The organism is Thalassospira sp. ABD4_177 (assembly GCF_056160125.1).
In genome coordinates this window covers 314,052-327,763 of sequence record NZ_JBSWWO010000001.1, presented here as the reverse complement: position 1 = coordinate 327,763, position 13,712 = coordinate 314,052, and the positions used below count along the sequence as shown (strand labels likewise).

Below are 13,712 nucleotides of genomic sequence, written 5' to 3'. Positions count from 1 at the left end.
GCCTCATATTGGACGGGCGGGGAATTAAGGGATCCACCTCAACCTGCTGCACTCCGAGGATTTCGGCACCGTGAATAACAGGTCGCGCTGCCGGGTTTGGTTTTACCCTTCCTCGTCCGTCACAATTTCCAAAAAAGAATAAAGAGCCTGCTGCGTTTAGCCTGCATCGCTTTTGTTTGTGTTTTGCGAATTGTTTGGCAAGGCACAGCGCGCAGGACGATGCGGTGCATCGTTCAAGTGGTGTAACGATGCGAAACATCGCAAAACACAACCCCTGTGGGCCGGGTCATTCCTCTGCCCTGCAGCGTCAAGGATCTCGACCGTAGCCCCACTACGCTCTGCGATCCTTTTCTTGCCGAACAGAGGAATGACCTCGGCAAAACGTTGCACGCTAAACGCAGCAGGCTCTGAGCACTGTACCGGCCAAAACGGCCAGGAACAGCCGGATCAGATCCATACCGTGGTGTTATCTATGGTAGCGCATGGGTATTGGATCGATCCGGTTTATCTGCTTTCCGGATTTCGCCCTAGTCGTTGCGAATCGCCTGGGTCAGGGTTTCCTTGACCTGCACGAACTTGGTCCGGCTGTCGATTTTAAGCCCGAAGACATCTTTCACATAGAAAACGTCCACCGCGCGCTCGCCAAAGGTGGAAATACGCGCCGAGGCGATCTGCATCGAAAGATCGCGCAGTGCGCGCGTGATGTCATAAAGCAATCCAAGCCGGTCACGGGCGGTGATTTCAATCACCGTATGGGTGCGGCTGGCCTTGTTGTCGATAATGACATTGGGTTCGACCTTGAAGACCGCAGTGCGGTGCTTGTTGTCCTTGGTCTGGCGCCGTTCGATTTCCTGACTGGGGCGGATTTGCCCGGAAATGACCTTTTCAAGGGTTTCACGCAGGCGTTCGAGCTTGGCGGTGTCGTTAAACGCCTCGCCATTGGTGTCCTGGACAAAGAAGGTATCAAGCGCCATGCCGTCCGCGAGCGTCAGGATCTTTGCATCGACAACGTTCGCCCCACAAAGCGCCATGGCACCGGCAATCTGGGAAAACAGGCCGGGATGGTCGGTGGTGTGAACCGTGATTTCGGTGGCATCAATTTCGGTATCGATGCGCACATCAATGATGATATCCGCCCCGGATTTCCGCGCCTCGTGCGTCAGATGGGCGTGATGGACGTGAATATCGGTATCGAAACTCAGCCAATAGGATGGATAGCCGCGTTCGATAAAGTCTTCGATATCCTTTTCCGGCCAATCTTTAAGCGCATCGCGCAGCGAGCTTTGCGCATTGGCAACGCGCGAATCGCGGCTATCGGCATTGAGACCCCCCGAAAGCAGGTCATCAGTGGCATAGTAAAGTTCGCGTAGAAGGGTCGCCTTCCAGCCGTTCCAGATGTTCGGGCCGACCGCCCGGATATCGGCGACCGTCAAACACAGCAACAGACGCAAACGTTCCTGCGACTGCACCAGATCGCCAAAGGCACGAATAGTGCTGGGGTCATTGAGATCACGTTTGAACGCCGTCAGGCTCATCCACAAATGGGCCTTGACCAGCCAGGCAACCGTTTCGGTATCAGCCGGCGACAGACCCAGACGCGGACAAAGCTTTTCGGCAACTTCAGCCCCCAGTTCGGAATGATCGCCACCGCGCCCCTTGGCAATGTCATGGAGCAGAATCGCGACATAGAGCACACGGCGTGAAATCACCTGACCCATGATGCGGGTGGCAACCGGGGCGTCTTCGGCCAGTTCGCCACATTCGATCTGATTGAGGATGCCAATGGCGCGGATGGTATGCTCGTCCACGGTGTAGGTGTGGTACATGTCATATTGCATCTGGGCGACAACCCGCCCGAAATCCGGGATGAAGCGGCCAAGAACCCCGGCCTCGTTCATCTTGCGCAGCGTCACATCCGGACTGTCACGCTGGGTGAGGATTTCAAGGAAGACCTCGTTGGCATCCGGGTCGTTTTGCAGCTTGTGATCGACATATTTCAAGCTTTGCGTCACCCAGCGCAGCGTTTCGGGATGAATGCCAACCCCGTTTTGATGGGCAACCAGAAACAGGCGCAAAATCTTGATCGGGTCGTTCTTGAAAACATCAAGGCTTTCGACCGTCAGGCGGTCATTGCGCAACTCGAACCCGTCAATTTCCTTGGTGCCAAACAGTTTGCCCGGAAAACGGATCAGCGGGCGGCGCTGATGGCGTTCTTCAAGCGCGGCACAGAAGATGCGTGTCAGGTTCCCGACATGCTTCACCATCAGATAATAGTGCTTCATGAAGCGCTCGACGCCCGACGCCCCGGCATGATCGGTATAGCCAAGCCGTTCGGCAATTTCGCGCTGCATGTCAAAGGTCAGGCGGTCTTCTTCGCGATCCGAGAGATAATGCAACCAGCAGCGCACCGCCCACAGGAAGTTCTGGGCCTTAAGGAAGCCGCGCGCTTCCTTGCGCGTCAGGACCTTGAGATCGACCAGCTCCATCGGTGAATTGACGCGATAAAGGTATTTGCCAATCCAGAACAGGGTATGGAGATCGCGTAATCCCCCCTTGCCATCCTTGACGTTGGGTTCGACCACATAACGGGAATCCCCCATGCGGGTATGGCGTTCATCGCGCTCGCCGAGTTTCTTTTCGATGAACTCGATGCCGCTGCCCTTGACCAGTTCTTCCATGAAGCGGGCGCGAAACAGCTTATAGGTTTCCTCGTCCCCCCAGACAAAGCGGCTTTCAAGCAGGTTGGTGCGGATGGTGATGTCCTGTTTGCCCATGCGCAGGCAATCATCGACGGAGCGCGTCGCATGACCGACCTTAAGCCCCAGATCCCACAGCATATAAAGAATGAATTCAACAACCTGCTCGCCATTGGCGGTCTGTTTGTAGGGAAACAGAAACAGGATATCGACATCTGAATGCGGCGCCATGTCACCACGGCCATAACCGCCAACAGCCACGACTGACATGCGCTGTTCATTGGTCGGATTGTGCAGTGGATATTCGAACGTGGTGGCGAAATCGTGGATCAGACGCACGATCTGATCCATCAGGAAACTGTTGGAAAAGACCGTATCCTGCCCGGAATTGCTTTCTTCAAAGCGCGCACGGATGACAGCGCGGCCGGCTTCGAGCACCGATTTCAGCTTGTTGAGAACGGCGGTACGCTGTTTGAAGCTTTTGATGGCCGGATCATTTGCGATGGCCTCAAGCTCGGCAAAGACTTTTTTGCGGTCAATGATTTCGCGCTGCTTTTTGATCTTGTAGGTCACGTTGATCGGTTTCCTCGGCGCTGGCGTTTGGTCTGTCGGCGACGGATTTGCCAAGCTGGTTATACGGCAATTTTCTTAACAGTTGCCGCACCATAGCGACAATTTCGCCGTTCTGCACCCGTCGAGATCACATCAAGCCGTGTCGGTCCCGGTCCGGTGCCAATCCGGCACCGGAGTAATATGGGGACAGGAACGCTGTTTTGCAGGTGATCAGCCCTTAAGGGTTTGCAGCCGATAAAGCGCATCAAGGGCTTCGCGCGGGGTCATGTTGTCGGGATCAAGATCGGCAACCGCATCAAGCACGGCCTTTTGATCGTCCGACAGGGAAGGGGCGCTATCGCGTTCTTCCTTGGCGGCTTGCTCAATCGCGACCGCAAACAGCGGGAGGTCATCGGCGAGTTTGGAAACCGCACCGCCCTGTTCGCCCTTTTCAAGGGTCTTGAGAACCTGTTCGGCGCGCTTGATCACCGGTTTTGGCAGACCGGCCAGCTGGGCGACATGGATGCCGTAGGATTGATCCGCACTGCCAGCGCCCACTTCATGGAGGAAGACCACCTCGCCCTGCCATTCCTTGATCAGCATGGTGTGACACGACAGGTGTTCGAGCTTGGCGGCAAGGGCGGTCAGCTCGTGATAGTGGGTGGCAAACAGGCCACGGCACTTGTTGATTTCATGAAGGTTTTCAACCACCGCCCAGGCAATCGACAGGCCATCAAAGGTCGCGGTGCCGCGCCCGATTTCATCCAGGATAACCAGCGAACGGTCAGTCGCCTGATTAAGGATAGAGGCGGTTTCAACCATTTCGACCATGAAGGTCGATCGTCCACGGGCCAGATCATCAGCCGCACCGACGCGCGAAAACAGTCGGTCAATCACCCCGATATGGGCCTTGGCCGCCGGAACAAAGGCGCCGATCTGGGCTAGCACCGCAATCAGGGCGTTCTGGCGCAGGAAGGTCGATTTACCGGCCATGTTCGGGCCGGTGATCAGCCACAGGCTTTGTTCATCTTCAAGGCGACAGTCATTGGCGACAAACGGTGAATCACCATTTTCGCGAAGGGCGGCCTCGACCACCGGATGGCGGCCAGCAGTGATGTCAAAGGCCAAGCTATTATCAATGGTCGGGCGAATGCAGCCCTGATCACGGGCCAGTTCGGAAAGGGCAGCCGATACATCAAGCCCGGCAAGGGCCTGGGCGCACTTGGCGATGTCATCGGCCTTGGCCAGGACGGCCGAAACCAGTTCTTCAAACAGTTTAAGCTCAAGGGCGAGTGCCTGATCACCGGCCTTGGAGACCTTGCTTTCAAGTTCGGAGAGTTCGACGGTGGTAAAGCGCACCGCATTGGCCATGGTCTGGCGGTGGATGAACTCATCGACCTCCATCATCTTGTCGGCGGTCTTGGCCGATACTTCGATAAAATAGCCCAGAACGTTGTTATGCTTGACCTTGAGATTGGAAATCCCGGTCTGCTCGGTATAGCGGGCCTGCAGATTGGCGATTAGCTTTTTGCTTTCGCTTGAAAGCATGCGCAATTCATCAAGCGGCGGGTGATAGCCCCCGGCAATGAAGCCACCATCACGGGCCAGAAGCGGCAGGCTTTCGGCAATTGCGCGGCGCAACAGATCAATCAGATCGCTGTGATGGCCCATCATGGTCAAATGATCCGAAAGGGCTTCTGGCTGGCTGGTCAGGCCGTCATTGCCGCCATCGGGTTTGTTCAGCAGATTGCCAATCGCAAAGGCGCAGGACAGACCATCGCGCATTGCCGCCAGATCCCGTGGACCACCACGCCCGACCGACAGGCGCGAAAGCGCGCGTTCGATATCGGGGCATTCGCCAAGGGCAGCACGCAAATCAGAGCGCAAGCCATCGCGATCATGGAAATATTCCACCAGATCAAGGCGTTTATTGACGTCATCGGCACTGGTCAGCGGCGCGGACAGGCGGGCAGCCAACAATCGCGCACCGGCCCCGGTCCGGGTGCGGTCAATGACCGAAAGCAGCGATCCCTTGCGCTCGCCCGACTGGGTTTGGATGAGTTCGAGCGACCGACGGGTTGCGGCGTCGATTTCCATCGCGGCCCCCTCGGCAACCCGGGTCGGCGGGGCGAGGCGGGGCATCTGGCCCTTTTGGGTCAGTTCGACATAATCAATCAGCGCCCCGGCAGCAGACAGTTCGGCGACGTCAAAGCCGCCAAAGGCATCAAGCGCCTCGACCTCATAAAGCTTTTTAAGCCTAAGCTGGGCATTTTCGGCATCAAAGCGCGCGGTCGGCTGCGGGGTGATGATGTTTTTATATTCGCCGTAGATGTCGAACACTTCGGAGCGGTTCAGCATCTTTTCCGAAAACAGGATTTCACCCGGATCCAGTCGGGCCAGGGCCGCGCCAAGTCCGGCCATGTCAGATGGCTGCACAAAGAAATCCCCGGTCGACATATCAAGCCAGGCCAGCCCGATCTTGCCACGCACCTCGGACACAGCGGCCAGATAGTTATGGCGCCGTGCATCAAGCAGGCTGTCTTCGGTCAGTGTGCCGGGCGTAATCAGCCGAACCACGCCGCGTTTGACCACGGATTTGGCACCGCGTTTTTTGGCTTCGGCCGGGTCTTCCATCTGTTCGCAGACGGCCACCCGGAAGCCTTTGCGGATCAGACGCTGCAGATAGGTTTCGTGGCTATGGACGGGAACACCGGCCATGGGAATTTCGTTACCCTGATGCTTGCCGCGTTTTGTCAGGGCAATATCAAGGGCTTCGGCAGCTTTGACCGCATCGTCAAAGAACAGCTCGTAGAAATCGCCCATCCGATAAAACAGCAGGCAGTCCTGATACTGTTCCTTGATTTCAAGGAACTGCATCATCATCGGCGTCGCGCCGTCCCTGGAAAAGGAAGGGGCGGTCGGTGTGGTATCGGAATTATCAGCGATCTGGTTCATGATGACTTGATAGCAAACCCTGAAGGCAAAGACGAGAGTGCGAAATTCGGGTGGTGATAAAACTTGATCTATGCCATTGCAACGCCTGAATTTCTGCGAAATATATAAGGGTATCGAGCAACAACCTAACACCGGGTTCGGTGACAGAATAACAGTGAGCAAGGAGCGTACAAAATGGCAGAAGAACAAACCATCCCGCAGGCCCCGGAACTGGTCGGACTGTTTGATACCAAGGACGGTTTCGATGCGGCCCTGCGTGCGCTTCGCGATGCCGGGTTTGAACGCACCGATCTGTCGGTTTTAAGCTCCCATGAATCCATTGATGTGGCGGGCAAGGATGGCCGGTCCTGGTCGGACGTGCTGACCGCACTGGTGGGTGAAACCAAATATGAAGTGCCACTGGTGGCATCGGGTGCGATTGCCCTGTTTGGCGGGGCGGCAACTGCGGCAGCCGCCATTGCGGTCGGAGCCGGTGTTGGTGCCGTGGCCCTGCGTGAATTTATCGAAGAAGTGACATCTACCCCGCATACCGATGATTTCGCCCGAGCGGTGGATGCCGGGTCGGTGATCCTGTGGGTGCGGATTGATCCAGACCATGACGGTGCCGAGGGTAAGGCACGCGCCATCCTTGAAAAGCACGGTGCGACCAACATCCACATGCATCTGCCGAAGTAAATTGACGGAAGCACCAATGAACGACTCAGAATATTTTTCCAACGGCAAGCCGGTGCATAGGCTGTCCTACTGTGCATTTCTCGACGTTCTGGGTTTTTCAGATAGGGTTCATGCTAGCTACGGCGCAGGAAACGAAGACGAACTACTTGAAAGTTTTCATCAAATACTGTCTCAGAGCATTACGAAGCTAAAAAGTAACGTAGACGAGTCGATGCTCTATTTTAAGTCATTCACTGACAACGTAGTCGTGGCGCATCCACAGATCAGTCCAGATATGGAGTCTGAGTTTGGATTTATTCTATCTGCGATCAATGAGTACCAATTTGAGATGGCCCAAGAAGGCTTCTTTATTCGTGGAGGATTGGCAGTCGAAGCGTTGTTCATTGATGAAGATAGTGTATACGGCGAGGCTCTGCTAATAGCGCATCATTTAGAAAGTAGTATTGCGGTAAATCCGATCGTTGTTGTCTGTGATAGCACCGCAGAATTGATAGATACTCATGTTTCGTACTATGCGAGTGGATTGGCTCCACAGATAAGGGACGTGTTGAAAGGCCCGGATGGTCGCTATTTCTTGAACTACCTGACTGAGAGTATTCTTGAAGATGAGGGTGAAATTGATGCTGTTGCACTCAATCGTCATAAAGAGCAGATAGAGTTAGGCTTGAACGATTACGCTGCTATTCCAAGGGTGTTTTCTAAATTTTCCTGGCTTGCTGCTTATCATAATTATTTTTGCGACAGCGTTTCTGAAATGGCCGGATATGAGGAGTCTCTGAAAATATTGCCTGCACTTACGAGTGTGCAATTTCAGACGATCGCATAACTGTCCCAAATCTATCTTATGACCTAGATGTATTGATCCCTTTTTTCGCGGCGCAATAGAAACATCGATCTGCCAGGCCATTTGCACGCGTGCGATTATATCCCTGAAAAATCACGGCTTCTTGCGGACCCCGATCGCTTGGTCGATGGGACCAGTCTGCCCAAGTTTGAATTTTGGCCCGTGAAACAGGCCGGATCCGATGGGCATGTTGCGACGCAACATACGGAAAACGCTACGTAATTTTGCGGTTGCCGTTAACGTCGCCTTTGACCCGGGGCGAGAAGCCTGATTTATTGGGCGGTCCGACATGACGGTCCCACACCGGAAATTTGTCGATCAGGAAAATCTACACTCAAGAACAAAACAGACCGAACAGGTTGCCTTCCACATCACCACGCAAGCGTCAGTGAAAAACACAATGTCAGATACAGAAATCAAGGTTCGTGACCGTGAAGCGCTGCTGTTTCATTCCAGCGGCCGCCCCGGCAAAATCGAAATCACCGCATCCAAGCCGCTGACCACTCAGCGCGACCTCTCGCTGGCCTATTCGCCGGGCGTTGCGGTGCCTTGTCTTGAAATCTCCAAGAACCCGGCGACGGCCTATGACTATACGTCCAAGGGCAATATCGTCGCGGTTATTTCCAACGGGACAGCCGTGCTTGGCCTTGGCAATCTCGGGGCGCTGGCATCCAAGCCGGTGATGGAAGGCAAGGCGGTTCTGTTTAAACGCTTTGCCGATGTTGACGGCTTTGATCTTGAAGTGTCGACCGAGGATGTAGACGAGTTTGTCAATTGCGTACGCTTCCTGGGGGCGTCGTTTGGCGGGATCAACCTTGAAGACATCAAGGCGCCGGAATGCTTCATCATCGAGCAGCGCCTGCGCGAAGTCATGGACATTCCGGTGTTCCATGATGACCAGCATGGCACGGCGATCATTGCGGCATCGGGCCTGATCAATGCCTGTGACCTGACGGGGCGCAAACTTGAAGACATCAAGCTTGTCATCAATGGCGCCGGCGCGGCTGCGATTGCCTGCTGTGAGCTGGTCAAAAGCATGGGTGTTGCCCATGACAACGTGATCATGTGCGACTCACGCGGGGTGATCTACAAGGGCCGTGAAGACGGCATGAACCAGTGGAAATCGGCCCATGCGGCGGATACCGATGCGCGGTCGCTTGAAGATGCGATGGACGGTGCGGATGCGTTCTTTGGCCTGTCGGTCAAGGGAGCGGTGACGACCAAGATGGTCAAATCCATGGCCAAACAGCCGATCATCTTTGCCATGGCCAACCCGGATCCGGAAATTTCCCCGGAAGAGGTTGCATCGATCCGTGATGACGCGATCTGCGCGACCGGGCGTTCGGACTATCCGAACCAGATCAACAACGTGCTTGGTTTCCCTTATATCTTCCGCGGTGCGCTTGATGTTCAGGCATCAACGATCAACGAGGAAATGAAAATTGCCGCCGCACAGGCTGTGGCGTCGCTTGCACGTGAAGATGTGCCTGATGAAGTGGCTGCGGCCTATTCCGGGCGTCGTTTGCAATATGGCCCGGAATATATCATCCCGGCCCCGTTTGACCCGCGTCTGATCATCGCGATCCCCAAGGCAGTTGCCCAGGCCGCGATGGATAGCGGTGTGGCCCGCCGTCCGATCATCGACATGGAAGAATATGAAAACCAGCTGCGCGGTCGCCTTGATCCGACCGCAGCACATCTGCAGCTGATTTCCGATTATGTCCGCGCACATCCGAAACGCATCGCCTTTGCCGAGGGCGAAGAAGAAACCGTGATCCGCGCGGCGGTGGCCTATCGCAACTCGGGCTATGGCACGCCGATCCTGATCGGGCGCGAAGACCGCATCCAAGAAAGTGCGAAGAAGCTTGGCATCGACAGCCTGGATGGTGTCGAGATCAACAACGCAGCGCTTTCCAAGCACAATAGCGAATATGCCGAGTTCATGTATGAGCGCCTGCAGCGCAAAGGCTATTTGTGGCGCGATTGCCAGCGCATGGTGAACCAGAAGCGTAACGTGTTCGCATCCGTCATGGTTGCCAAGGGCCATGCCGATGGCCTGATCACGGGGCTTACCCGGAACTTCAACCGAAGCTTCGCCGATATCGCCAGCGTGATTGACGCCAAAGAGGGCGAAATTCCGATGGGTCTTTCGATTGCGATCGCCAAGGGCCGCACGGTGTTCATCGCCGATACCCGCGTTCACAATGTGCCGAATGCCGAAGAACTGGCTGAGATCGCCATTCAGGCGGCTGAGAAAGCCCGCCAGATGGGTCATGAGCCGCGTGTGGCGATGGTTTCGCACTCGACCTTCGGCAACCCGTATAGCGAGGATACCGACCGTATCCGCGAAGCGGTTGGCATTCTGGAAAACAGCAATGTCGATTTTGAGTTCGATGGCGATATGGCTGTTGATGTCGCGCTTGATACCGAGCTTCTGAAGCTTTATCCGTTCTGCCGCCTGTCGGGCCCGGCCAACGTTCTGGTCATGCCGGCACTGCATGCGGCAACCACGGCATCGAAGCTTCTTGACAAGCTTGGCGGAGGCACGGTGGTTGGTCCGGTGATGATCGGTATGGAAAAACCGGCCCAGATCGCCCAGATGGGTGCGACGGTGAACGATCTGGTCAACCTGGCTGCCCTTGCCGCCCATGAGGCAGAGCACGGCTAAACCGGCCTGAAACAGACATCAAAAAAGGCGGAGCTGATCAGTCAGTCTCCGCCTTTTTTCTGTTTGGCCCCCGGGGTGAGCTTGCTGGTTACTCGACGGCCTGACCAAATATCGCGATGGCAGCGCCAAGGGTGGCGAGCAAGGCAAAGAAGCCGATACGATGCCAGCCATCGCCGCGCCGTTTGGCGATGACGGCGGCAAGCCCCGCCTGCAGCCCGTAATAGATGGCAAAGCCGCGCGAGGCATAATTCACAATCGCAAAAATATCGGCCGACCAGGTCAGGGCAATACCAATGATGCCAAGTGCGAGATAGGCCTGCGGTTCGGAAATGCGGTTGCGGGACAGTTCGGCAAACAGCCCGCCCGATCCGCTGGTATCGGCAATTGCGGCACTGAATTGCGATGCCATGGCGGCCGCGACCAGCATGAAGGGCAGGATCGGGGCGACGACTTCCATCATGTCGATGATGCCGGTTTCTGATGACGACATCTGATCGGGTGCGAAGACATAGGAAATCAGAAGGATGTAAACCAGATAGATCAGGGTCGATAGCCACTGGGCCAACCGCATGGAGCGGATGCGTGTCTGGGCGTCATAGCTTGATCCGAGATAGCGCGACGTTTCAAACCCCTGGACCGTGATCAGAAGACCAAAAGCCATGGTGATGGCTGGCCAGCCGGTGATGTTCTGGGCATTGAAGATCAGCTGATCCTTGGCGGCCTGTTCGCCGAAATGGGCCATCAGGCCGACAAGAAGGCCTGCAATGATCGCCAGTTTCAAGCCGACCGAGACATATTCAAGCCGTTCAAGGCTTCTAAACCCGCGCGACCAGCCGACCAAGACAATGATGATGAAGACCGCCGAGGTCATCAGTTTGGCATCAAGGGCGGAATCAAACGGTGTCAGGCTGAGCGAAAAGGCGCCCAGCAGATTGAGGTAATAGGTGACTGATACGATATAGGCAAAGGCCAGCGCCCAGGAGGACAAGGTTTCAACCCGTTGGGCCAGCTTGCCATGGGTGCCCTTGATGATGGCATCTTCGCCCGCCGCAATATTGGCGCGGATGACAGATCCATACATGTAGGCAACCAGACACAGGGCCAGCATGACCAGCGGTGCATAGCCGCCGTAACCAAGGTTCAGAACAGGACCCAAAAGCAAAAAGCCGCTGCCGATGATTGAGGCCAGCGGGGTGACAACCGCGCGCCAGGTGGTCGAGCGCGAAACGCGGCGCATGGACAGCACGATCGCAACGCTGATGGTTGCGATGGCAATGATCAAATCGAATATCACGTGTCTTGCTCGGACTTTCGGAAAGCAGCGCCCTGAATTTCAATGACTGAAAACAGGTTGGGGTCAGTTCGCCTGTGTATCAGGTTCATGGGGGAAGGGTGCAAATAAATTCCGTCTGCTGCGTTATCGGGATAAATGCTACCCTGTCGGGCAGAGACGCCCCTTTACCGACGTTGTGGTTGGCAGAATGTGACATCTGACCCGATTTTTGCCATATCATCCGGGCAAATTTTGAAAATCAAATTCGAAACCCAGAAAACAGGAAACGCTTATGGGCCCGTTGACCCGATTTTTCGCCGTTATCATGTTTTTCCCGCTGCTTGCGGCCTGTGAAGATGAACAGGTCAGCGGGCCAAGTGCCGATGAAGTTACAACGGCGGTGATCGAGCGGTTTCGCGATGATCCCTATGCCAAGGTTGGCCATGTTGAGAACGTGACCAAGACCAACAGCATTTCCGAAGAAGACAATGAAGTGATTGTTATGGTGCGCTACGAGCTTGTCTTTGACCGCACGCTTGAGGATTTCGCCGATGATGTCTCGGAAAAGGGCAAGGCGGCCGGATCAATGGATGATGTTGGCAATACGGTGCGCGATGCGCTTGATCTGGTGAAAACCAAGATGCTGACCTTGAAGGAAGGTGACTACAAGGTCGGGGATCGCCGGGTCATCGAAGATGAAATTCGCCTGCTGAAATCCGAAAAGGGCTGGATTTATCGCGGCGGGTCGTAAGTTCGACCCAATAGCCAACAGCCAACAGCCGAACCAAAAAAGGGACCCGAACGGGTCCCTTTTTCGTGTCCTGGAATTCTATGCCCTCCTTGAAGATTATTCCTCAAGGGCGGCGAGCACCTTTGGCGGGGGTGGCACATCACCCACGGCAAAGGTCAGGCCATCGAGATCATTGAGGTCATTGACGCTCATGATGGCGTGCAGGCTGTCGACATATTCGGCCCCGCGCTCGGAATATTTGGTCAGGGTTTCGGCCAGGTCCCAGCCGGTGATCATCTGACCTTCGGCGCGTAAGGTCGCGCGGCGTTCGCGCAGGCTCTGATAGGCCGGATGGGAATTGATGTTGCGTGCATAGGCCCGGACACTGTCCATCAGGCTGCCAAACGCCTTGATGACGTGGTTTTTGCCCTCTTCACGGCCCTTTGGCACGATGCCTTCGTCATCGCCCCAGGCCCACTGGCCAAACAGCGCATTGCCCTGACGCACAAAGCGCGAGGTACCCCAACCGCTTTCCTCGGCCGACTGGGCGAGGATGAGCGAGGTCGGGATGACGTCAATGCGCTCAAGCAGGGCGGTGATACCGCCATCGGTCACGCGATAGCGTTTCATCAGCTGCTTGACCCATTGCTGGTCTTTCGCGCTGACCGGTGTGCCGGAAATGCCCTTGGCCTGAATGGCCATCAGGCGTTCACGGCGCGCGGTGATTTCTTCGTTCACCCGCATGGCCAGCGGCAGCATGATGCGCAGGAAAAGCTGCTTGCGCTCATCAACCGATGCCAGTTCGCCAAGGCCCTTCGGGACGCGCTTGATATAAACGCGCGGCACTTCGCCAACTTCGTTCAGATGATAGTCGATGCTTTTGAAATACTGGTTCAGCGCGACCACTTCCGGGCCGCGGCGAAAGACCTGTTTTTTCTTTTTGGTCTTGGTGCCTTCAGGTGTGACTTCAGCGGTCTCGGTGCCGAGGCCTTCCGGAGTTGGCGATAGATCAATTCCGGCGAAAATACCAATATACAGGAAAAACACCGCCCCAAAAATCGAGGCAAGCGCAGTATTCCGGTAATTATTTGTTTTTGCGCTAGTCATTGTTGAATCTCCAGGATCAGTCAAGCTGTCCATCCCAAGCGGAGGTTATCTATGCCTGCCGCAGCCGGTGATCGCAACGGGCAATCTCTCCGAGAGTTGAAAACGCCAAGGAAACCTTTTCGTTGGGCGCAAATTTTTAACGCCCGGCGCGGGCATATGTTCGCGCCGGGCGTCAGAATTTGTTAACGACTCGTAAAAAGTTCGGCGGTCAG

At 55.6% G+C, this 13,712-nt stretch carries 8 protein-coding genes; 4 read left to right on the top strand and 4 right to left on the bottom strand.

What is annotated here, in order from left to right; translation table 11 throughout:
* Positions 1 to 527: 527 nt before the first annotated feature.
* The gene (locus tag ACXAF0_RS01515; protein WP_475343014.1) at positions 528 to 3,269 is read right to left on the bottom strand and encodes a [protein-PII] uridylyltransferase; all 2,742 of its coding nucleotides are present in this window, start codon (positions 3,267 to 3,269) and stop codon (positions 528 to 530) included.
* Between the two features lie 210 nt (positions 3,270 to 3,479).
* Positions 3,480 to 6,203, bottom strand: coding sequence for a DNA mismatch repair protein MutS (gene mutS / locus ACXAF0_RS01510; RefSeq protein WP_475343013.1), 2,724 nt, complete (start codon positions 6,201 to 6,203; stop codon positions 3,480 to 3,482).
* Positions 6,204 to 6,377: 174 nt separating this feature from the next.
* Between mutS and ACXAF0_RS01505 the strand changes: the two genes are divergently transcribed.
* The 3 genes from ACXAF0_RS01505 (at position 6,378) to ACXAF0_RS01495 (ending at position 10,390) form a co-directional block, all read left to right on the top strand.
* Positions 6,378 to 6,878, top strand: a complete 501-nt coding sequence (locus ACXAF0_RS01505) for a hypothetical protein (RefSeq protein WP_475343012.1) — start codon at positions 6,378 to 6,380, stop codon at positions 6,876 to 6,878.
* Positions 6,879 to 6,894: 16 nt separating this feature from the next.
* Positions 6,895 to 7,704 carry a hypothetical protein gene (locus ACXAF0_RS01500; RefSeq protein ID WP_475343011.1) on the top strand — a complete coding sequence of 270 codons (810 nt, stop codon included), beginning with the start codon at positions 6,895 to 6,897 and terminating at the stop codon, positions 7,702 to 7,704.
* 418 nt (positions 7,705 to 8,122) lie between these two features.
* A complete protein-coding gene (locus ACXAF0_RS01495; protein WP_475343010.1) occupies positions 8,123 to 10,390 on the top strand; it encodes an NADP-dependent malic enzyme in 2,268 nt (755 codons plus the stop codon).
* Positions 10,391 to 10,478: 88 nt separating this feature from the next.
* Here ACXAF0_RS01495 and ACXAF0_RS01490 read toward each other — a convergent pair whose 3' ends face one another.
* On the bottom strand, positions 10,479 to 11,684 hold the full coding sequence (locus ACXAF0_RS01490) for an APC family permease (protein WP_475343009.1): 1,206 nt from the start codon (positions 11,682 to 11,684) through the stop codon (positions 10,479 to 10,481).
* 271 nt (positions 11,685 to 11,955) lie between these two features.
* On the opposite strand from ACXAF0_RS01490, the gene ACXAF0_RS01485 reads away from it, so the two are divergent.
* Positions 11,956 to 12,414 (top strand): hypothetical protein, encoded by a 459-nt coding sequence (locus ACXAF0_RS01485; RefSeq protein ID WP_475343008.1) that lies wholly within the window; start codon positions 11,956 to 11,958, stop codon positions 12,412 to 12,414.
* A gap of 96 nt (positions 12,415 to 12,510) precedes the next feature.
* Here ACXAF0_RS01485 and ACXAF0_RS01480 read toward each other — a convergent pair whose 3' ends face one another.
* Positions 12,511 to 13,500 (bottom strand): glucosaminidase domain-containing protein, encoded by a 990-nt coding sequence (locus ACXAF0_RS01480; RefSeq protein ID WP_475343007.1) that lies wholly within the window; start codon positions 13,498 to 13,500, stop codon positions 12,511 to 12,513.
* Between the last annotated feature and the right edge of the window lie 212 nt (positions 13,501 to 13,712).

What these genes read in the sequence shown, in the direction of transcription:
- ACXAF0_RS01500 (WP_475343011.1), top strand. Translation starts at nt 6,895, where the DNA reads ATGAACGACTCAGAATATTTTTCCAACGGCAAGCCGGTGCATAGGCTG.
- ACXAF0_RS01485 (WP_475343008.1), top strand. Translation starts at nt 11,956, where the DNA reads ATGGGCCCGTTGACCCGATTTTTCGCCGTTATCATGTTTTTCCCGCTG.
- ACXAF0_RS01505 (WP_475343012.1), top strand. Translation starts at nt 6,378, where the DNA reads ATGGCAGAAGAACAAACCATCCCGCAGGCCCCGGAACTGGTCGGACTG.
- mutS (WP_475343013.1), bottom strand. Translation starts at nt 6,203, where the DNA reads ATGAACCAGATCGCTGATAATTCCGATACCACACCGACCGCCCCTTCC.
- ACXAF0_RS01480 (WP_475343007.1), bottom strand. Translation starts at nt 13,500, where the DNA reads ATGACTAGCGCAAAAACAAATAATTACCGGAATACTGCGCTTGCCTCG.
- ACXAF0_RS01495 (WP_475343010.1), top strand. Translation starts at nt 8,123, where the DNA reads ATGTCAGATACAGAAATCAAGGTTCGTGACCGTGAAGCGCTGCTGTTT.